Here is an 18,545-nt window from a genome sequence, read left to right as displayed (position 1 = left end):
CAGGGTGCGCACCAAAGGGTCGCGCACCAGAAGGCCGCGCCCGCGCCCGCCCGGCACTCCGTCCCGGCGCCCCGCACCGGCGGCGACATCGACCTCAGCGTCGTCGTCCCCGCCTACAACGAGGAATCCCGCCTCGCCCCCACCCTCGACGCCCTCCGCGCCCGCCTCACCGAACGCGGCGGCTCCTGGGAGCTGATCGTCGTCGACGACGGCTCGACCGACGACACCCACCGCATCGCCCTCGCGGCCGCCGCCGACGAGCCCCGCATCCACGTGATCCACGGCGAGCACAACCGCGGCAAGGGCCACGCCCTGCGCCGGGGCGTCCTCGCCTCGTACGGCCACCGGGTGCTGATAACGGACGCCGATCTCGCGACCCCCATCGAGGAGCTCGACCGCCTGGAGAAGGAACTGAGCGCCGAGCCGGCCGAGGCGCGGGGCGCCGCGATCGGCTCGCGCGCCCGGCCCGGCGCGACGATCGAGCGGCACCAGCACCGCCTCCGTGAACTCCTCGGCAGGGCGGGCAACTGCGCCATACGCGCCCTCGCCGTGCCCGGCATCCGCGACACCCAGTGCGGCTTCAAGCTGTTCGACGGCGACCGCGCCCGCGAGGCCTTCGCCGTGTCCCGCCTGGACGGCTGGACCATCGACGTCGAGATCCTGCAGTACCTGCGCCGGGCCGGCCTCACCGTCACGGAGGTCCCGGTCCGCTGGGCCCACCAGAGCGGTTCGAAGGTCCGCCCGCGCGACTACGCGAAGGTCCTCGGCGAGCTCACGCTCCTCAAGGCCCGCACGATCCACCCGACGACGCTCCTGGTCCCGCTGCTCTTCCTGGTCCTCGCGGTCTTCCTCTACCGGGACCGCTGGGCGGACCCGGGCGGCACGTACCTCTTCGACTCGGGGCAGGACCAGAACCAGTGGGAGTGGTTCTTCAAGGTCACCTCCGACAACGTCCTGCACCTGCGCAACCCGCTCTTCACGACCCTGCAGAACGCCCCGGACGGCGTGAACCTCATGGCCAACACGGTCATGCTCGGCCTCTCCGTCCCGCTGGCCCCCGTCACCGCGCTCTTCGGCCCGGCCCTCTCGCTGCTCCTGGTGATGACGCTCGGCCTCGCGGGCACGGCGACCGCCTGGTACTGGATGATCAGGCGCCAACTGTCGGTGAGTTGGCCCGCCGCGGCCGTCGGCGCGGCCCTCGCGGCCTTCGCGCCCCCGATGATCAGCCACGCCAACGCGCACCCCAACTTCGTGGTCCTGTTCATGATCCCGCTGATCATCGACAGGGCCCTGCGGCTGTGCGACCCGGACGGGCCGGTGGTCCGCAACGGCGTGCTGCTCGGCCTGTTCGCGACGTACCAGGTCCTCCTCGGCGAGGAGGCGCTGCTGCTCGCGGTCGTCGGCATGCTGCTGTTCGCGCTCGCCTACGCGGCGCTGCGTCCCCAGGTCGCCCGCACCGCCTGGCGAAGCCTCCTGCGCGGTCTGGGAGTCGCGGCCGCGGTGGCTCTCCCGCTCCTCGCCGTGCCGCTCTACTGGCAGTTCTTCGGCCCGCAGAGCTACAAGTCGGTCCTGCACGGCGACGGCGTGGGCAACAGCCCGCTCGCCCTGCTCTCCTTCGCCGACCGCTCCCTCGCGGGCGACCGGGACACCTCGGCCCGCCTCGCCATCAACTTCACGGAGCAGAACGCCTTCTACGGCTGGCCCCTGGTCGCCCTGGTCTTCGCGATCGTCGTACGCCTGTGGGAGCGGGCCCTGGTCAAGGCGCTGGCCTTCACGGCGGTGGTGGCGGCGCTGCTCTCCCTCGGCCCGAAGTTCCGCATCCCGATGACGGACGTGGAACTGACCGGCCCCTGGCGGCTCCTGGCCCACCAGCCGCTCTTCGAGTCGGTCATCGAGTCCCGGGTCGCGATGGTCTGCGCCCCGGCCCTCGGCATGCTCGTCGCCCTCGCCGTGGACCGCCTCGGCACGGCCCGCATCTCGCACCGCGTGGTGGGGTACGTGGCGGTCGCGGCGGCACTGCTCCCGATCGCCCCCACCCCCTTCAAGACGACGGACCGCGTACCCGTCCCGCGCTTCTACGCGGAGGGCATGTGGCGTTCGTACGTCGATGAAGCACGCGGCGAGACGGTCGTCCCGATCCCCGTCCCGAACGCGGCCAACGCCGAGGCCCTGCACTGGCAGACCAGCACCGACCTGGCCTTCAAGCTCCCCGGCGGCTACTTCAACGGCCCCTGGGGCCCGGACCGCATGGGCATCTACGGCCCCGTGCCCCGCAACACCTCGAACCTGCTGCGCGACGTCGCCGACAGCGGCAAGGCCCCCGGACTCTCCGACGCCTGGCGGGCGGAGGCCAAGAAGGACCTGGCGTACTGGAACGCGGGCGTCCTGGTCCTCACCCCCGTCCCGAACGAGGACGCCGTGCGCGCCACGGTCGAGGACCTGCTCGGCAAGAAGGGCAAGCGGGTGGGCGGCGCCTGGATCTGGGACGTGGGCGAGGGTGCCCCGTCACAGACCGGCAACGGAGATACGCACAAGGGCAGCTGAGCCGGGCACTTCCCCATTACGCTGCAGCCCTGCACCGACACGCAGACGTTGGGAGCTCTCTTGGCCTGTGACCTGTGGCTCGTCCCGTTGGTCGACGTCCTCTGCCACACCCCGGACAACCCCTTCGCACAAGAACTCGCGCTCTACGACAAGGCCCTGGGCGAGGCAGGCCTGCCGCCCGTCCCCGTCCACGCCTACATGCCGGGCCTGGCCGGCGAGGTGGGCCCGGTCGCGGGCTTCGACTACGACGCGCTGCATTTCCTGCGCAGGGCCTATCTCCTGCAGATCTGCGGCCTCGCGGTGACACCCGTCGACGAACTGGGCGGCGACTACGAGCAGCTCCTGGAGATGTTCGAGGCCACGGCCAAGCAGTCCCACCTGGTCTGGCACTACGACTACGCGGGCGCGTACGTCCCCGTGGACTTCCCCGCGCCCGTCACGAGCGAGGAACTGATGGACGGCGGCGGCCCGTTGGGCTCCGCCCAGGGTCTGCTCCGCGAGCTGGAGTACGTGGCCCCGTCGCTCGGCATAGACCCGGCCAACCCACCCCCCGCGCCGCAGCCTCCGGAGGACTTCACGGCGCTGGAGGAGCCCTCGCACTCGCTGCCGCGCGAGGACCACCCCTTCGCCCGCGAACGCCACGTCTGGCTGGGCCTGCACGCGGCCGCCACGCGCAGCCTGGGGCAGGGCTCGATGATTGTCTTCGGTTGACCAGCCGGGACTACGCAAAGTGACAAAAGGGCAACGGGCTGACAGGCGCCCGGGGCTACCAGGTGCGACCATGGGGGTCGTTGAACTCGAACCGAACTCGACTCGGGGAAGACGCCCCAGGGAGCAAGCAATGCTGTCCCGCCTAGCCGCACTGCTGATCACCGCGGCCTTCATCCTGGCCACGGCCCTCCTCGCACAACCGCCGACGACCACGACGACGACCGCGGGCTGCGACTACTCACGCGAGGACTGCGTGATCGAGGGCTGGATGTTCTAGCCGGTCTTTTCAGCCCGTCCGACCTCATCCAGCCCGTCCGACCTCATCCAGCCCGTCCGGCGTTTGAGGACAATCTGTTGAAGCCGGCGGCAGCCTTACGGGAAGGGGCGGGGAGGGGCAAAAAATCCCCCCGCCCCCACCGACCCGCACGCAACCCACCCACCCCGCGCAGCGCTACCGCGCTTCCGGCGGCCGCTGCCGAGGCATGTTCGGCCGGGCCCCGGGCGGCAACGGAAACCGCCCGGGCGGCGTCCCACCCTCGGACCGAGCCCCCGCGGAAACCGCAGACTGCATCACCAACGGCGCCGGCCCGGACCGGAACTCCACCATCCAGTCCGCGGTCTCGGACCGCACAAGCTCCGTCACATCCTCGGAGAACCGCCGCAGCACCCCCAGACACCGCTCGGCAGCCTCACTCGCCGTCCCCTCCGTGGGCCCGAGAACCTCCCGCACACTCTCCGACGCCCAGTCGAACTGCAGCACCTGCAACCGCCGCTGCACGGCCTGAGCCGTGGCCACATCCCTTATCCACCCGGACGTGAGCCCGAAGTACCGGTCGCACCCCACACACGCCACCGCGAGCAACAGGGCCAGATACCCCCACGGCGCGACCCCGTCGACCGACGAGGTCAGATCCAGCAGCGGCAGCACACCCCCGGCAACGGCCCCCACGGCGGAGCCGATCCGCAGCGCCCGGGCCCCGCGCCGCTTCCACCCCCGGTCGGCCAGATACCAGCCCGCGGTCCGCAGCGCCCCGTCCTCCACCCACCGGTAGAGCTCGTCCAGGCGCTCGGCCGGCTCGCCCCAGTCGCCGAGCGGGAACGGCCGCCCGGTGAGATCCTTCGCCGCGTCCGGACCCCCGCCGGCGGCGTCCTGCGCGGCGCCCTCGCCCGGCCCGCGCCCGGCGTTCTGCCCGCCCCCGCCCGGGTGCGGCACCTCTGGCTGCATCTCCGGCTGGCTCACCCGGCACTCCCTACGACTGGCGACGACTGGTCGACTGCCCGCGTGCGAAGTACCCCCTGGTACCCCTGTGACAGTTGTGCAGCATCTTCCTACCGCCCAATGGGTGGCCATGAGCCTGGTTTCATGGGTTTTCCGCCCGGAAGTGGGGCTTGATCAGGTATAGGCCGACCGTCGCAGTCACTCGAAAGAGTGCTGGAGCGATCCACCCCCTGACCACGTAGGCTCGTCCCAGGCGGAGAACCCCGCCGGATACACGTCGTACACGCGTCATAACTACGTCGAAAAGCCAGGAGCTGATCGTGATTCCCGGTGGTGGCCAGCCCAATATGCAGCAGCTGCTCCAGCAGGCCCAGAAGATGCAGCAGGACCTCGCCAAGGCGCAGGAGGAGCTTGCGCAGACCGAGGTCGACGGGCAGGCGGGCGGCGGCCTCGTGAAGGCCACGGTGAACGGCTCGGGCGAGCTGCGCGGCCTCGTCATCGACCCCAAGGCGGTCGACCCCGAGGACACCGAGACCCTCGCCGACCTGATCATGGCGGCGGTCCAGGCCGCCAATGAGAACGCGCAGACGCTGCAGCAGCAGAAGCTCGGCCCGCTCGCCCAGGGCCTCGGCGGCGCCGGCGGCAGCGGCATCCCCGGACTGCCGTTCTAGTACGGGCGCCCGGTCCGGTACGGGAACTAACCGGCGGGTACCAACTACGGTACGCACAAGGGAAATGACAGGAAGGCAATCCGTTGTACGAAGGCGTGGTCCAGGACCTCATCGACGAGTTGGGCAGGCTGCCCGGCGTCGGTCCCAAGAGCGCGCAGCGGATCGCCTTCCACATCCTGCAGGCCGAGCCGACCGACGTACGCCGGCTCGCGCACGCCCTGCTCGAAGTCAAGGACAAGGTCCGCTTCTGCGCGGTGTGCGGCAATGTCGCGCAGCAGGAGCAGTGCGCGGTCTGCCGTGACCCGCGCCGGGACGTGACCGTGATCTGTGTGGTCGAGGAGCCCAAGGACGTCGTGGCGATCGAGCGGACCCGCGAGTTCCGCGGTCGCTATCACGTGCTCGGCGGCGCGATCAGCCCGATCGAGGGCGTCGGACCGGACGACCTGCGCATACGGGAACTCCTGACCCGCCTCGCGGACGGCACGGTCACCGAGCTGATCCTCGCGACGGACCCCAATCTGGAGGGCGAGGCGACGGCGACGTACCTCGCGCGCATGATCAAGCCGATGGGCCTCAAGGTCACCCGCCTGGCCAGCGGACTCCCTGTCGGGGGAGATCTCGAGTACGCGGACGAGGTCACGCTGGGCCGTGCCTTCGAAGGGAGAAGACTCCTCGATGTCTGACACCACGCTGAACCCGCCACACCAGAGCACCGCCGCCGCCAGCACGGCCGGGCAGGATCCGGACGACTTCGCGGTCCAGATCGCCGACCAGATCGAGTCCTTCATCGTCTCGGTCACGGAAGTGGCAAAGGGCGACGAGCCCGACAGTGCGGTCCCCTTCCTCCTCCTGGAGGTCTCCCAACTCCTGCTCGCGGGCGGCCGGTTGGGCGCGCACGAGGACATCGTCCCGGACGAGCGGTACGAGCCGGACCTGGGCCCCGAGCCGGACGTGGACGAGCTGCGCGAGCGCCTCGCCGCCCTGCTCGACCCGATCGACGTCTACTCCGAGGTCTTCGACCCGTACGAGCCGCGCAAGGCCCCGGTGCCCTGCCGCATCTCGGACGACCTGACCGACGTGGTCACCGACCTGCGGCACGGCATGGCGCACTACCGCGCGGGCCGCACCACCGAGGCCCTGTGGTGGTGGCAGTTCTCCTACTTCTCCAACTGGGGCTCCACGGCGTCCGCTTCACTGCGCGCCCTGCAGTCCCTGGTCGCTCATGTCCGCCTGGACCAGCCCCTGCAGGAGCTGGACGGCCTGGACACCGACCAGGACCTGAGCGAGGACGCCCTCGCGGAGGAGGCCGGCAAGGTCATGGCCGAGGAGATCGCGGGGCCGTTGGGGTTGCGCCCCGTTCAGTAGCGCCGCCGTCGTGGCAGGGATGAGCTGTGCGTCGAGCTCTCCCTGCCCTTGCTCTGGCCCTTCTCTTCCCGCTTCTCCTTACGCTGCCGATCTCGGCCCCGGCTCATGCGAGTGAGGCCCCGAAGGTCCCTCGCGGATGCCCGTGGACACCGGCCAGGATCCTCTGCGTAAGCCTGACCCACCAGAAGATCTGGATCGCCCGCAAGGGCCGCGTCGAGTGGGGCCCGGCCCCGCTCCGCTCCGGCCGCCCCGCCCTCCCGACGCACACCGGCTGGTACCGCATCAACCGCCGCGTACGGGACGACTATTCACGCCTCTACCAGGCCCCCATGCCCTACTCCCAGTACTTCAGTGGCGGCCAGGCCCTGCACGGCGTCTATGGCTTCGTCCACACCGGCGCAGGCTCACACGGCTGCGTCAACCTCCTTTACAAGGACGCCAAGGAGCTTTGGCGCCGCATGCGCACCGGCGACCAGCTGTACATCTGGGGACGACGCCCCGCGCGGCTGGGCTGAATCAGCCCGCACCCCACGACGCACCCGCACCACCTCACCCACCGAACCACCACTGTGACCCCGCCCACTTAACGGACTGACCCGCTCCACCCGGGGCAGGGACCCCCCTGGAGCGGTCCGGGGCCCACCCCCGGCGATGATCACAAGGTGAGCGGGACATCTCACCATGCGATACGCCGGAGGCGGATCCCGGACCCTCGTTAGACTGAGCCGACCGCATCAAGAATTGAGCGAGGAGCGCACGTGGGCCTTGTCGTGCAGAAGTACGGAGGCTCCTCCGTAGCCGATGCCGAGGGCATCAAGCGGGTCGCCAAGCGCATCGTGGAAGCAAAGAAGAACGGCCACCAGGTGGTCGCCGTTGTTTCCGCGATGGGCGACACGACGGACGAGCTGATCGATCTCGCCGAGCAGGTATCACCGATCCCTGCCGGACGTGAGCTCGACATGCTGTTGACCTCCGGAGAGCGGATCTCCATGGCCCTGCTGGCCATGGCGATCAAAAACCTGGGCCACGAGGCCCAGTCGTTCACCGGGAGCCAGGCAGGTGTCATCACCGACTCGGTCCACAACAAAGCGCGCATCATCGATGTCACGCCGGGCCGGATCCGCACCTCGGTGGACGAGGGCAACATCGCCATCGTCGCCGGGTTCCAGGGCGTGAGCCAGGACAGCAAGGACATCACCACGCTCGGCCGCGGTGGCAGTGACACCACGGCCGTGGCGCTGGCCGCCGCGCTGGACGCCGACGTATGCGAGATCTACACCGACGTCGACGGCGTCTTCACCGCCGACCCCCGGGTCGTCAAGAAGGCCCAGAAGATCGACTGGATCTCCTTCGAGGACATGCTGGAGCTCGCCGCTTCCGGCTCGAAGGTCCTCCTTCACCGGTGTGTGGAGTACGCGCGCCGGTACAACATCCCGATCCACGTCCGCTCGTCCTTCTCGGGGCTGCGCGGCACCTGGGTCAGCAATGAACGACCCGAGCAGGGAGACCAGCAGGTGGAGCACGCCATCATCTCCGGAGTCGCCCACGACGTCTCCGAGGCCAAGGTCACGGTCGTCGGGGTGCCCGACAAGCCGGGCGAGGCCGCGTCGATCTTCCGGGCCGTCGCGTCCGCCGAGATCAACATCGACATGATCGTGCAGAACGTGTCGGCGGCCTCCACGGGCCTGACCGACATCTCCTTCACGCTCCCCAAGGCCGAGGGCAAGAAGGCCCTGTCGGCCCTGGAGAAGATCAAGCCGACGGTCGGGTACGACTCGCTGCGCTACGACGACCAGGTCGCCAAGATCTCCCTCGTCGGCGCCGGCATGAAGACCAACCCCGGTGTCACCGCGCAGTTCTTCGAGGCGCTCAGCGACGCGGGCGTGAACATCGAGCTGATCTCCACCTCGGAGATCCGTATCTCGGTCGTCACCCGCGCCGACGACGTCAACGAGGCCGTGCGCGCCGTGCACTCCTCCTTCGGCCTGGACAGCGACTCCGACGAGGCTGTCGTCTACGGAGGCACCGGCCGATGAACCCCTCCCGGTCCGCCCCGACGCTCGCCGTGGTCGGGGCGACCGGAGCCGTCGGCACGGTCATGCTCCAGATCCTGTCCCAGCACGCGGACATCTGGGGCGAGATCCGTCTGATCGCCTCCCCGCGCTCGGCCGGCCGCAAGCTGGTCGTACGCGGTGAGGAGGTCGAGGTCGTCGCGCTCACCGAGGAGGCCTTCGACGGGGTCGACGTCGCGATGTTCGACGTACCCGACGAGGTGTCCGCGCAGTGGGCGCCGATCGCCGCGGCCAAGGGCGCGGTGGTCGTGGACAATTCGGCCGCTTTCCGGATGGACTCGGACGTCCCGCTGGTCGTCCCCGAGGTCAATCCGCATGCCGCCCGGCTGCGCCCGCGCGGCATCATCGCCAATCCCAACTGCACCACCTTGTCCATGATTGTGGCGATCGGTGCGCTGCATGCCGAGTTCGGGCTGCGGGAGCTGGTCGTCTCCTCGTACCAGGCCGTGAGCGGCGCCGGGACCGCCGGTGTCGAGGTGCTGCGCGAGCAGTTGAAGCTCGTCGCCGGTACGGAACTGGGGACCACGCCGGGTGATGTGCGCCGGGCCGTGGGCGACAACACCGGGCCCTTCCCCGAGCCGATCGCCCTGAACGTGGTGCCCTGGGCCGGTTCGCTGATGGCGGACGGCTGGTCGTCCGAAGAGCTCAAGGTGCGCAATGAGTCCCGGAAGATCCTGGGTCTGCCGGATCTGCGGGTGAGCGTAACTTGTGTCCGGGTTCCGGTGGTTACGACCCATTCCCTCACGGTGCACGCACGCTTCGAGAACGAGGTCACGGTCGACCGCGCGCACGAGATCCTCTCCACCGCCCCCGGTGTCGTCCTCTTCGACAACCCGGCCGCCGGTGAATTCCCCACCCCCGCCGACGTGGTGGGCACCGACCCCACCTGGGTCGGCCGGGTGCGGCGCTCCCTCGACGATCCGGCCGCGCTCGAACTCTTCGTATGCGGGGACAATCTGCGCAAGGGGGCGGCCCTGAACACCGCGCAGATCGCCGAGTTGGTAGCTTCCGAGCTCCGCGCCTGAGGGCCTCGCCGCCGACCGGGCGCGAACGGGTTTGTAGGATCTGTGTGAAGCCTGTGACCAAGTTGATGGTCTAGGCCACTTGAACTGGAACGCCTCACCGTTCGACGATTCGCTCCCCGTCCCGTGCAACCGCGCGCGGGGTGGGGAGCGTCTTTGCGGTCGCCCTTCAAACGGTGGCCGTTCTCAAATGGGGCATAGGGGAAGTGCTGGTACGCATGAGGGCATGGGGAGCGACGTCGCAAGGTGCGCCTGGCACAAATGCGATGCCTGACGCGTACAACCCTGACGGGGGGAAGCGTGTCCAACAGGCGTGGCAGCAGAGGTTCTCGATTTCACGATGGTGCAAGCCCGCGGTGCAACAGCCGTGCGGCCGCCGCGCCGTCCCCGCTCACGCCTCGCGTCCGGTGCGGGCAACTCCAGTGGCATGCCGGTGATCGCGCCGATGCCTGCGACGCGGCGTACGGCCGCCATACCGTCCCAGCGCGACGGCGCTGACGACGCCATGGCCGCCGGCACCACAGTCGACCACCTCACCGAGACGTATCGCGCCCACTACCGGTCGCTGCTCGGTCTCGCCGCCCTGCTGCTCGACGACACCGCCTCGTGCGAGGACGTCGTGCAGGAGGCCTTCATCCGCGTGCACTCCGCGCGCAAGCGCGTGCGCGACCCGGAGAAGACCCTCGCGTATCTGCGCCAGACGGTGGTCAACCTCTCCCGCTCCGCGCTGCGTCGCCGCATCCTCGGCCTCAAGCTCCTCTCCAAGCCCATGCCCGACATGGCGAGCGCGGAGGAGGGGGCGTACGACCAACTCGAGCGGGACGCCCTGATCAAGGCGATGCGCGGACTGCAGCGCCGGCAGCGCGAGGTCCTCGTCCTGCGCTACTTCGCGGACATGACCGAGGCCCAGGTCGCCGAGACGCTCGGCATATCGCTCGGCTCGGTCAAGGCCTACGGCTCGCGCGGCATCGCGGCGCTGCGCGTCGCCATGGAGGCCCCGGCATGAGCAGGAACGAGTGGTTCGGGCAGGATGGCCGCGAACACGGACACGGGCAGGAACACGGTCATGACCGTGAGCAGTACGGTGCCGCCGGGCACAGGCCGCATAGTGGGCACGATCAGCATGGTGGGAACAACCCGTTGAAGGCGCAGAAGTCGCAGCAGCCGCAGGACGGCCCCGAGTCCGGCCCCGAGACCGGCGGCTTCGCCCCGGACGAGCTGGCGTTGCGCAGGATGCTGCGCGGCGCGGTCCAGGAGATCGAGCCCTCGGGCAACGCCCTCGACCACCTTCGCCAGGCGGTGCCCGCGCGCCGGGCCCGTAAGCGCCAGGCCGTCGTCGGGATGGCGGCCGCGGCCCTCTTCATCGGCACGGCGGTGCCGGCCCTCGTGCACGTCACCAACTCCGGGGGTTCCTCCGACGCCAACCCTTCGGTGGCCGGCCACGGCTCGGACGTGCCCGGTGCGACCGGCGGTGACCAGGGCTCGGGCGGCGGCCAACAGGAGGGCGGCAACGGCGGCAAGGGCAAGGACGACAAGGACGGCAAGGGCAAGGACGGCAAGAAGGACGAGGGCAAGGGCGAGGACGGCGAAGGCTCCGTCTCCGGCGCCTCCGGCGGCGCCGACCCCTCCACCAGCCAGGCCCCGGCCGCCACCGCCTGCGACGCCGGCCAGCTCAACAACGCCGTGGCGAGCGCGGGGGCGCCCGCCTCCGACGGCACGGTCTACGGCAGCTTCCGCGTCTCCAACACGTCCAGCACCGACTGCACGGTCAGCGGCCCGGGCAGCGTCGTCTTCGCGGCGCAGGGCGCGGCCGAGCAGTCCAAGATCAGGGTCACGGATCACACCACGGGCGACCCGGCGAGCAACCTGCCCGCCCCCTCCACCGAGCCCACGACGCTCGTCCTCAAGCCGGGGATGGCGTACGAGGTCCAGTTCGCCTGGATCCCCACGGACACCTGCCCCAGCACGGGCAACCCGTCACCCGACCCGACGCCGTCGGACGGCGGCGAGAACACGGGCAGCGGCTCGGACGGCCAGGGCGTCTCGACCCAACTGGGCGGCGAGGAGGGCACGGCCGACGGCAGCGTCTCGATCACCCACACCGCGGAGGCGGGCGCCCCGAGCGCGCAGACGACGATCAGCAACGCGTGCGCGGGAACGATCTACCGGACCGGGGCACTGGCGGCTTCGTAGGGGCGAAGGGTGCGCCCCGTCAGGGGCGCGGGGAACTGCGCGGCCGGCCACGACCCACCCGCAGCCGAATGCACTTCCTGCGGGAGCGATATCCAGCCCCTCCGGCGAGGAGCGGGGCCCGGGGCGGAGCCCCGAGACCTAGGACGAAGCAGAGGCCGAAGCCTCAATCTCCGCAAGCCCCAACGCCGCGTCCTTAGAGAACTCGACCTCTCGTCGGAACAACCGGAACCACATGAACACCACGAACCCCGCGAAGATGAACCACTCACCGGTGTAGCCAAGGTTCTGGAAGGCCTTGAGGTCGAGCCCACTACCCTGCGGAGCACTCGGCGGCACGGCCTTCAGGCCGGACTCGGCCTTGTCGACGGTCACCCAGGCCGGATACACGTCGTACGGCACCAGGTTCACAAGCGACGCCGCGCTGATCATGCCCAGCTGCCCCTCGGGCAGCCCGCCCGCGGAGTTCACCCCGTCGCTGCCCGCGCTCTCCGACGCCTGCAGCGCACCGGTCACCGTGACCTCGCCCTCGGCGGCAGCCGGGACCTTGCTGCGGTCCGCGTCGCCGGGCAGCCAGCCGCGTACGACGGGAAGCACCTTGCCCTCGTCGGTCTTCAGGAGGCCGAGTGCGTAGAAGCCGCGCTTGCCGTCCAAGTCCCGGTCGGGGACGAGGAGTTGCTTGTCCCAGCGGCCGGTCACCTCGGTGCGGCGGCCGGAGGTCTCCTTGTCGACCGGGAGCAGGTCGGCCAGCGGCCGCGCCTTCTCCCGGCTCGCCTGCTCGCTCTGCTTCTCGGCGGACCGGTGGGTCTCGACGCGGTCCTCGAAGCGGCCCAGCTGCCACGAACCCATGAAGATGCAGAACGGGATGGCGAGGACGATGAAGAGGTTGATGCCCCACCAGCGCGGGGTCAGCAGAAACCGGTACACGCTCCCACGGTACGGGGCGAGCCCCACGGACCCGCCCCGCACCCCCCTGGGGCCTGTCTGGGGTTCCCCGCCTGCGCCGCGACGCCCGGCACGCACCCCGGACCCGCACTCAGCCCAGGTGCCGGGCCGCGAAGTCGATCTCGAGCCTGACCTGCTTGATCCGCTCCTCCACCACCAGTGAGCCGTGCCCCGCGTCGTACCGGTACACCTCGTGCACCGCCTCGCGGGCGACCAGGCGGTCCACGTAGTTGTCGATCTGGCGGATCGGGCAGCGCGGGTCGTTCACCCCCGCCGAGATGTAGACGGGGACCTTCACCTCGTCGACGTACGTGATCGGTGAGGACGCCTCGAAGCGCTCCGGGACCTCCTCGGGCGTGCCGCCCATGAGCGTGCGGTCCATCGCCTTCAGGGCCTCCATCTCGTCGTGGTACGCCGTGACGTAGTCCGCGACCGGGACGGCGGCGAGGCCGAGCGCCCAGGAGGCCGGCTGGGTGCCGAGGCCGAGCAGGGTCAGATAGCCGCCCCAGGAGCCGCCCGCGAGGACCAGCTTCGCCGGGTCCGCGAGGCCGGAGCCGACCGCCCACTCACGGACCGCCGCGATGTCCTCCAGCTCGATCAGGCCGACCCGGAGCTTGAGCGCGTCCGTCCACTCGCGGCCATAGCCCGTCGAGCCCCGGTAGTTGACCCGGACCACCGCATAGCCGTGGTCGATCCAGGCCGCCGGGCCCGCCGCGAAGGCATCGCTGTCGTGCCAGGTCGGGCCGCCGTGGATCTCGAAGACCGTCGGGAACGGGCCCTCGCCCGCGGGCTTCTGCACCAGGGCGTGGATACGTCCGCCCGGTCCCTCCACCCACGCGTCCTGCACCGGCACCGAACCCGGCGACTTCATCCCGGGCGGGTCGAGCACGACCTCGCCCGTCGTCGAGCGCACCTGCGGCGGCTCGGCGGCCGACGACCACAGGTACTCCACCGTGCCGTCGGGCCGGGTCGTCGCCCCCGACACCGAGCCGGGCGGGGTGTCCACGCGGACCAGCTCGCGCGCCGTCAGGTCGTACCGGAACAGCTCGCTGCGCGCCTCGAAGCTGTGCGCGACGAGCAGCGCGGACCCGTCCGGATACCACTCGGCGCTCACATCGCCCGGCAGGTCGAGCGCGAGGTCGGTCTCGACCCCGCTCGCCACGTCCCACACCATCGGCTCCCAGCGGCCGCGCCGCTGATGCCCGACGAGCAGCCGCGCGTCCCCGTCCACCGGCGCGAACCCGAGCACCTCCAGGCCCAGCTCCTCGGCGCCGCCCTTGGTGTCGTCCAGCTCGGCGACCGTCGTGCCGTCCGGGCGGACCACGCGCAGCGAGGAGTGCATCGCGTCGCCGTGCTCGGTGTGCTCGAGCGCGATCAGCGCGCCGTCGTGCGACAGGTCGCCGACGCCCGCCGACTCGCGGTGCCGGTAGATCTCGACGGGCTTCGCGTCGCCCCGTACGAGATGAATGGTCGACCCCTCGTCGTCCGTGGAGCGGCCCACGACCGCGGTGGAGCCGTCCCGGCCGAGCGCGAGGCCCGCGGGGTACGACGCCTCGAGTCCGGTCACGGCCGGCTCGTCGGCCCCGCCCTCGAACGGCTGGCGCATCCACACGCCGAACTCGTCCCCGTCCTTGTCGTTGAACCACCAGATCCAGGTGCCGTCGGGGGTCAGGACGCCGTCCGTCGTGCCGTTCGGCCGGTCCGTGACCTGGCGCTGCTCGCCGCTCGCGCGGTCCCATGCGTACAGCTCGTACGTGCCCGTCGCATTGGACACGAACAGCGAGCGGTCCGGCGCGTCCTCCGCCCAGTCGGGCAGCGACACACGCGGCGCCCGGAAGCGCTTTTCCCAGTCCGGCATCTCAACAGTCATGCGACCCATAGTGCCCCGGCCCGCCGACAAACGGCCGACGAGGCTCCCCAGCCTGTGGATAACTTCGGCGCCGGGGCCGTTGTCAGTGCCGTCGGGCAGACTCGTTCGCATGACCGATTCGAGTGCACCTACCGTGCTGCGTAAGACAGTTGAGGCCTACTGGGCGGCGGCCCAGGCTCGCGACTGGACGGCCTTCGAGGCCACCTTGGCCGAGGATGTGGTGTACGACCTGCCGCAGACCCGCGAGCGGTGCACGGGCCGCGAGCGATTCGTCGAGTTCAACCGGGAGTATCCGGGCGACTGGAGTCTGAAGGTCGAGCGGATCGTCGCCGAAGCCGACCAGGTCGTCACCTGGATCCACTTCACGGTCGGCACGGAGGAGATGTACGGCATAGCCTTCTTCACCGGCGACGCGCAGGGCCGCATCACCTCCCAGACCGACTTCTGGCCCGAGCCGTACGAACCCCCGGCCGGGCGGGAGCACTTGGTGGAGCGCTACTGAGGCCGGCGCGTCACTGAGGGCGGGGCTGGGACGGCCGCCGCACCACCGCGGTCCCGCCGTCCAGGTCCACGGCTCTCCGGTGCGGCGGGGCCCCGTCCTCCTCGTCGTCGCGCATGATCAGCGCCGACTGCCGTTCCTTGAGCTCGTGTTGCTTGCCCGGTGACAGTGCGCCGTGCAGCTGCTCGAAGCCGGTGGCCGACACCTGACCGACCCGCGCGCCGTTGCGCCAGGGCAGCAGCCCCGCGCGCCCGGCCCGCAGCAGCACCTGGTCGACCAGGGCGATCAGCGTGAGCACGATGACCAGGCCCGGCAGCGTCAGCATGACTATGAACCCCATGCCCGCCAGTGTCCCGCACCGCCGCTGAACCGCACTGCCGGGCCCATGCCGAGGGCCCGGCCTTCCTCAGGCCGGGCCCCGGAGTGCGGCTGCCGTCAGCGGTTGCCCTGCCGGCGGGACTGCGCCTTCTGCTGCAGGCCTCTGGTCTTCGCAGAGATCGAGTTCAGCTCCGGCTTGGTCCCCTTGCTCCGAGCCTGCTCCGCCGAGAGCTTGGAATGCTGCGGGTCCTTGGGGTTTCCATGGTGGCCGTGGGCGTTCTTGGGCATGGTCCCATCTCCTCCTGCCTGGGAACGGCATACGGTTTCCACTGTCCCCCCGCGCCCCGCGATCGGCATCTCGGGCCGACCGGCACCACTTCCCTGACCTGCGGAAACGTCCTCCGTAAGACTTTCGTCATGGGCTGGACCCGCCGTTTCGCGTGCTTCGGCCCGTTCACTGGAGACATGAAGCGCGTACGGAAACTCCTCGTCGCCGGTGGCCTCGTGGCCGCCCTCGCGATCGCCGCCGGGCTCTACTGGTTCCAGCCCTGGAAGCTCTGGCAGGACGACACGGTCCGCGAGGCCTTCCCCGTAGCGGTGAGCACGCCGGGTTCGCCGGGTTCGCCGAGTGCGCGGAACCCGGAGCCCAAGACCCTCGCCACCGGCGACTTCATCAGCCACGAGCACGGCACCACCGGCAAGGCCCGGATCCTGCAGCTCGCCGACGGCACCCGCGTACTGCGCCTGACCGGCCTGGACACCAGCAACGGCCCCGACCTGAGGGTCTGGCTCACCGACGCCCCCGTACAGGAGGGCAAGGCGGGCTGGCACGTCTTCGACGACGGCAGGTACCAGAGCCTCGGCAAGCTCAAGGGCAACAAGGGAGACCAGAACTATCCGCTGCCCGCGGACCTGGACCTGCGGGACTACCGCAGCGTCACCATCTGGTGCGACCGCTTCGACGTGTCCTTCGGGGCAGCCGAACTCGCCGCCGCCTGAGCCGACTTGGCGACCTTCGCGACCTTGGCGATCTTGGCGACGGCACTCGTAGGGCTCACGTCCCGACGAGATTCACCTCGGTCGCCTTGATGCTCGCGTACACCGTCGTCCCCTCGCCGAGCCCGAGCTCGGCCGCGGCGGCCGGCGTGATCTCGGCGACCAGGTCGGGGGCCTTGTCGCAGCCGACCAGGACGCGCAGCCGACTGCCGAGCGCGGTGATCTCGCGGACGGTCCCGGAGTACACATTGCGCGGCGAACCCACGGGCAGCTCCCGGTGCAGCGACACCGCCTCCGGCGCGATGATCGCAAGCGCCTCGGTCCCGGCCGGAGCGGTCTCCGCGGCCACCAGGCGGGCCCCGCCGGGCAGGTCGAGCCCCTCGTCGGTGGCCGTACCGCTCCATGCGTTCCGCCCCAGCATCCGCGCCACCCACGGCGAACGCGGATGCCGCGACACCTCGGCGGGCGACGCGTCCTGCAGGGTGTGCCCGTCTTCGAGCACGAGGACGCGATCGGCCAGCGACACCGCCTCCACCGGGTCGTGCGTGACGATCAGGCAGACCCCGCCGAAGCCCGACAGATGGCTGCGCAGGGTGTGCCGCACATGGGCGCGGGTCGTCTGGTCGAGGGCCGCCAGGGGTTCGTCGAGCAGCAGCAGCCGCGGGCTCGGCGCCAACGCCCGTGCCAGCGCCACCCGTTGGGCCTGCCCGCCGGACAGCTGGCCGGGCTTGCGATGCGCGAGATGGCCGACGCCCAGCCGGTCCAGCCACTGCCGCGCGATGCGCCGGGCCTCGCCTCGCGGCACGCCCTGTGCCCTGAGTCCGTACGCGGTGTTGGACAGGGCGCTCAAATGCGGGAACAGCGCCCCGTCCTGCGGCACCCAGGCGACACCCCGCTTGTGCGGGGGAAGCGAGGTCACTTCTACGTCACCGAGCTCGAGGTCGGCGTGCGCGCGAGGCGTCAGTCCGAGGAGGGCGCGCAGCAGCGTCGTCTTCCCGGCGCCGTTGGGCCCGACGACGGCGATGGTGGTGCCCGGCTCGGCGTCCAGGGTGAGCTGGTTGAAGCCGGTGACGTCGGCGTGCAGCGGCCAGCGCCCGCCGGCCTTCGGAGCGACCTTCGGAGCGACCTTCGGAGCGACGAGGGTCTCGGGGGCTCCGGGGGCTCCGGGGGCGGGCCCGCCCGGCGGCTCCTCCGGCACCTCGGCCGCGCGGGTGGACCTGCGGTCGCCGGAGCCACCGGTCCACCGGCCGCGCAGCGCGACCAGGACGGCCATGGCGATGGCAAGGAGCAGCAGGGACACGGAGGTTGCGGCCTCGGGCTGGTCCTGGAGGAGCAGATAGACCTGCAGCGGCAGCGTCTGCGTGGTGCCCGGCAGATTGCCCGCGAAGGTGATGGTCGCCCCGAACTCGCCGAGCGCCCGCGCCCAGGTCAGCGCCGCCCCGGCCGCGAGACCGGGAGCCACCATCGGCAGCGTGACGGTGAAGAACACCCGTACCGGAGACGCCCCGAGCGAGGCCGCGGTCTCCTCGTACGAAGGACGCAGACCCGCGAGCGCCCCCTCCAGGCTGATCACCAGGAACGGCATCGCGACGAAGGTTGCGGCGACGACCGCGCCCGAGGTGTTGAACGGCAGCACGATGCCGAAGGTGTCCTCCAGCCAGGGCCCGAGCACCCCGCGCCGCCCGAAGCCGAGCAGCAGCGCCACACCGCCCACCGTGGGCGGAAGGACCATCGGCAGCAGGACCAGGGACCGTACGAGCGACTTGCCCGGGAAGTCGACGCGCGCGAGCAGCCAGGCCAGCGGCACGCCGAGGACCAGGGACAGGCCGAGCGCCCAGAAGGACACGTACAGCGAGAGCTTGAGCGCCTCGATGACACCGGGGCTGGTCAGATGGGAGCCGAGCTCACCCCACGACGTACGCACCAGAATGCCGATCAGCGGCATCAGCAGGAACGCGATCGCGAGGAGGGCCGGCACGGCCAGTGCCACGGGGGTGCGCGGTCCGGATGACCGGGTGCGGAGGCTTCTCATCGCGAGGTCCTGAGCGTCGTCGAGGTGCGCGTCGTCGAGGTGCGCGTCGTCGAGATGGGCGTTGTCGAGGTGAACACGTACGAGGGTGGCG

19 protein-coding genes are annotated in these 18,545 nt (G+C 70.7%); 13 read left to right on the top strand and 6 right to left on the bottom strand.

The genetic code is table 11. The annotated features are described in order from the left end of the window. The first annotated feature begins 87 nt into the window (after window positions 1-87). The 3 genes from OG430_RS23550 (at window position 88) to OG430_RS23540 (ending at window position 3,532) form a co-directional block, all read left to right on the top strand. On the top strand, window positions 88-2,544 hold the full coding sequence (locus tag OG430_RS23550; protein ID WP_327359195.1) for a dolichyl-phosphate beta-glucosyltransferase: 2,457 nt from the start codon (window positions 88-90) through the stop codon (window positions 2,542-2,544). A 60-nt stretch (window positions 2,545-2,604) separates the two neighbouring features. Further along, window positions 2,605-3,255 (top strand): hypothetical protein, encoded by a 651-nt coding sequence (locus OG430_RS23545; RefSeq protein ID WP_327354556.1) that lies wholly within the window; start codon window positions 2,605-2,607, stop codon window positions 3,253-3,255. A 130-nt stretch (window positions 3,256-3,385) separates the two neighbouring features. Next, window positions 3,386-3,532, top strand: coding sequence for a hypothetical protein (locus OG430_RS23540; RefSeq protein ID WP_327354555.1), 147 nt, complete (start codon window positions 3,386-3,388; stop codon window positions 3,530-3,532). A 174-nt stretch (window positions 3,533-3,706) separates the two neighbouring features. Here the strand turns inward: OG430_RS23540 and OG430_RS23535 are convergent, their stop codons facing one another. After that, entirely contained in the window at window positions 3,707-4,480 is a 774-nt protein-coding gene (locus OG430_RS23535) for an SLATT domain-containing protein (RefSeq protein ID WP_327359194.1), read from the bottom strand. Between the two features lie 314 nt (window positions 4,481-4,794). On the opposite strand from OG430_RS23535, the gene OG430_RS23530 reads away from it, so the two are divergent. From OG430_RS23530 to OG430_RS23495, 8 genes are all read left to right on the top strand, one after another. Next, window positions 4,795-5,145, top strand: a complete 351-nt coding sequence (locus OG430_RS23530; RefSeq protein ID WP_327354554.1) for a YbaB/EbfC family nucleoid-associated protein — start codon at window positions 4,795-4,797, stop codon at window positions 5,143-5,145. Between the two features lie 83 nt (window positions 5,146-5,228). Next, window positions 5,229-5,828 (top strand): recombination mediator RecR, encoded by a 600-nt coding sequence (recR, locus tag OG430_RS23525; RefSeq protein ID WP_327354553.1) that lies wholly within the window; start codon window positions 5,229-5,231, stop codon window positions 5,826-5,828. Further along, complete coding sequence (locus OG430_RS23520; protein ID WP_327354552.1) at window positions 5,821-6,510, top strand: DUF5063 domain-containing protein; 690 nt, start codon at window positions 5,821-5,823, stop codon at window positions 6,508-6,510. The genes recR and OG430_RS23520 overlap by 8 nt, the downstream gene beginning before the upstream one ends. Before the next feature lie 26 nt (window positions 6,511-6,536). Further along, window positions 6,537-7,025 carry a L,D-transpeptidase gene (locus OG430_RS23515; RefSeq protein WP_327354551.1) on the top strand — a complete coding sequence of 163 codons (489 nt, stop codon included), beginning with the start codon at window positions 6,537-6,539 and terminating at the stop codon, window positions 7,023-7,025. A 243-nt stretch (window positions 7,026-7,268) separates the two neighbouring features. After that, window positions 7,269-8,546 carry an aspartate kinase gene (locus OG430_RS23510; RefSeq protein ID WP_327354550.1) on the top strand — a complete coding sequence of 426 codons (1,278 nt, stop codon included), beginning with the start codon at window positions 7,269-7,271 and terminating at the stop codon, window positions 8,544-8,546. Further along, window positions 8,543-9,607, top strand: coding sequence for an aspartate-semialdehyde dehydrogenase (locus OG430_RS23505; protein WP_327354549.1), 1,065 nt, complete (start codon window positions 8,543-8,545; stop codon window positions 9,605-9,607). The genes OG430_RS23510 and OG430_RS23505 overlap by 4 nt, the downstream gene beginning before the upstream one ends. 337 nt (window positions 9,608-9,944) lie before the next feature. Beyond that, window positions 9,945-10,610 carry a SigE family RNA polymerase sigma factor gene (locus OG430_RS23500; RefSeq protein WP_327354548.1) on the top strand — a complete coding sequence of 222 codons (666 nt, stop codon included), beginning with the start codon at window positions 9,945-9,947 and terminating at the stop codon, window positions 10,608-10,610. Further along, window positions 10,607-11,797 carry a hypothetical protein gene (locus OG430_RS23495; protein WP_327354547.1) on the top strand — a complete coding sequence of 397 codons (1,191 nt, stop codon included), beginning with the start codon at window positions 10,607-10,609 and terminating at the stop codon, window positions 11,795-11,797. Before OG430_RS23500 ends, OG430_RS23495 begins: the two co-directional genes overlap by 4 nt. A 138-nt stretch (window positions 11,798-11,935) precedes the next feature. Here the strand turns inward: OG430_RS23495 and OG430_RS23490 are convergent, their stop codons facing one another. Both OG430_RS23490 and OG430_RS23485 read right to left on the bottom strand, forming a co-directional pair. Next, a complete protein-coding gene (locus tag OG430_RS23490; protein ID WP_327354546.1) occupies window positions 11,936-12,721 on the bottom strand; it encodes an SURF1 family protein in 786 nt (261 codons plus the stop codon). 109 nt (window positions 12,722-12,830) lie between these two features. Continuing rightward, window positions 12,831-14,609 carry a S9 family peptidase gene (locus OG430_RS23485; protein ID WP_327354545.1) on the bottom strand — a complete coding sequence of 593 codons (1,779 nt, stop codon included), beginning with the start codon at window positions 14,607-14,609 and terminating at the stop codon, window positions 12,831-12,833. Window positions 14,610-14,718: 109 nt separating this feature from the next. Between OG430_RS23485 and OG430_RS23480 the strand changes: the two genes are divergently transcribed. Next, complete coding sequence (locus tag OG430_RS23480) at window positions 14,719-15,111, top strand: nuclear transport factor 2 family protein (protein WP_327354544.1); 393 nt, start codon at window positions 14,719-14,721, stop codon at window positions 15,109-15,111. A 10-nt stretch (window positions 15,112-15,121) separates the two neighbouring features. Here OG430_RS23480 and OG430_RS23475 read toward each other — a convergent pair whose 3' ends face one another. Both OG430_RS23475 and OG430_RS23470 read right to left on the bottom strand, forming a co-directional pair. Then, window positions 15,122-15,448, bottom strand: coding sequence for a DUF6191 domain-containing protein (locus tag OG430_RS23475; RefSeq protein WP_327354543.1), 327 nt, complete (start codon window positions 15,446-15,448; stop codon window positions 15,122-15,124). A gap of 95 nt (window positions 15,449-15,543) precedes the next feature. After that, window positions 15,544-15,714 carry a hypothetical protein gene (locus tag OG430_RS23470; RefSeq protein ID WP_327354542.1) on the bottom strand — a complete coding sequence of 57 codons (171 nt, stop codon included), beginning with the start codon at window positions 15,712-15,714 and terminating at the stop codon, window positions 15,544-15,546. A gap of 177 nt (window positions 15,715-15,891) precedes the next feature. On the opposite strand from OG430_RS23470, the gene OG430_RS23465 reads away from it, so the two are divergent. Next, window positions 15,892-16,425: a DM13 domain-containing protein gene (locus tag OG430_RS23465; protein ID WP_327354541.1), complete on the top strand. Its 534-nt coding sequence runs from the start codon at window positions 15,892-15,894 to the stop codon at window positions 16,423-16,425. A gap of 55 nt (window positions 16,426-16,480) precedes the next feature. Here the strand turns inward: OG430_RS23465 and OG430_RS23460 are convergent, their stop codons facing one another. After that, window positions 16,481-18,454 (bottom strand): ABC transporter permease, encoded by a 1,974-nt coding sequence (locus tag OG430_RS23460; RefSeq protein WP_327354540.1) that lies wholly within the window; start codon window positions 18,452-18,454, stop codon window positions 16,481-16,483. Window positions 18,455-18,545: the final 91 nt, after the last annotated feature.

The sequence above is a fragment of the Streptomyces sp. NBC_01304 genome, from assembly GCF_035975855.1.
GTDB lineage: Bacteria > Actinomycetota > Actinomycetes > Streptomycetales > Streptomycetaceae > Streptomyces.
The sequence above is the reverse complement of the archived record's forward strand: the minus strand, read 5'-3'. Positions and strand labels throughout refer to the sequence as shown.

What these genes read in the sequence shown, in the direction of transcription:
- OG430_RS23480 (WP_327354544.1), top strand. Translation starts at nt 14,719, where the DNA reads ATGACCGATTCGAGTGCACCTACCGTGCTGCGTAAGACAGTTGAGGCC.
- OG430_RS23475 (WP_327354543.1), bottom strand. Translation starts at nt 15,448, where the DNA reads ATGGGGTTCATAGTCATGCTGACGCTGCCGGGCCTGGTCATCGTGCTC.
- OG430_RS23505 (WP_327354549.1), top strand. Translation starts at nt 8,543, where the DNA reads ATGAACCCCTCCCGGTCCGCCCCGACGCTCGCCGTGGTCGGGGCGACC.
- OG430_RS23465 (WP_327354541.1), top strand. Translation starts at nt 15,892, where the DNA reads ATGAAGCGCGTACGGAAACTCCTCGTCGCCGGTGGCCTCGTGGCCGCC.
- OG430_RS23500 (WP_327354548.1), top strand. Translation starts at nt 9,945, where the DNA reads ATGGTGCAAGCCCGCGGTGCAACAGCCGTGCGGCCGCCGCGCCGTCCC.
- OG430_RS23470 (WP_327354542.1), bottom strand. Translation starts at nt 15,714, where the DNA reads ATGCCCAAGAACGCCCACGGCCACCATGGAAACCCCAAGGACCCGCAG.
- OG430_RS23535 (WP_327359194.1), bottom strand. Translation starts at nt 4,480, where the DNA reads ATGCAGCCAGAGGTGCCGCACCCGGGCGGGGGCGGGCAGAACGCCGGG.
- OG430_RS23540 (WP_327354555.1), top strand. Translation starts at nt 3,386, where the DNA reads ATGCTGTCCCGCCTAGCCGCACTGCTGATCACCGCGGCCTTCATCCTG.
- OG430_RS23460 (WP_327354540.1), bottom strand. Translation starts at nt 18,454, where the DNA reads ATGAGAAGCCTCCGCACCCGGTCATCCGGACCGCGCACCCCCGTGGCA.
- OG430_RS23520 (WP_327354552.1), top strand. Translation starts at nt 5,821, where the DNA reads ATGTCTGACACCACGCTGAACCCGCCACACCAGAGCACCGCCGCCGCC.
- OG430_RS23485 (WP_327354545.1), bottom strand. Translation starts at nt 14,609, where the DNA reads ATGACTGTTGAGATGCCGGACTGGGAAAAGCGCTTCCGGGCGCCGCGT.
- OG430_RS23495 (WP_327354547.1), top strand. Translation starts at nt 10,607, where the DNA reads ATGAGCAGGAACGAGTGGTTCGGGCAGGATGGCCGCGAACACGGACAC.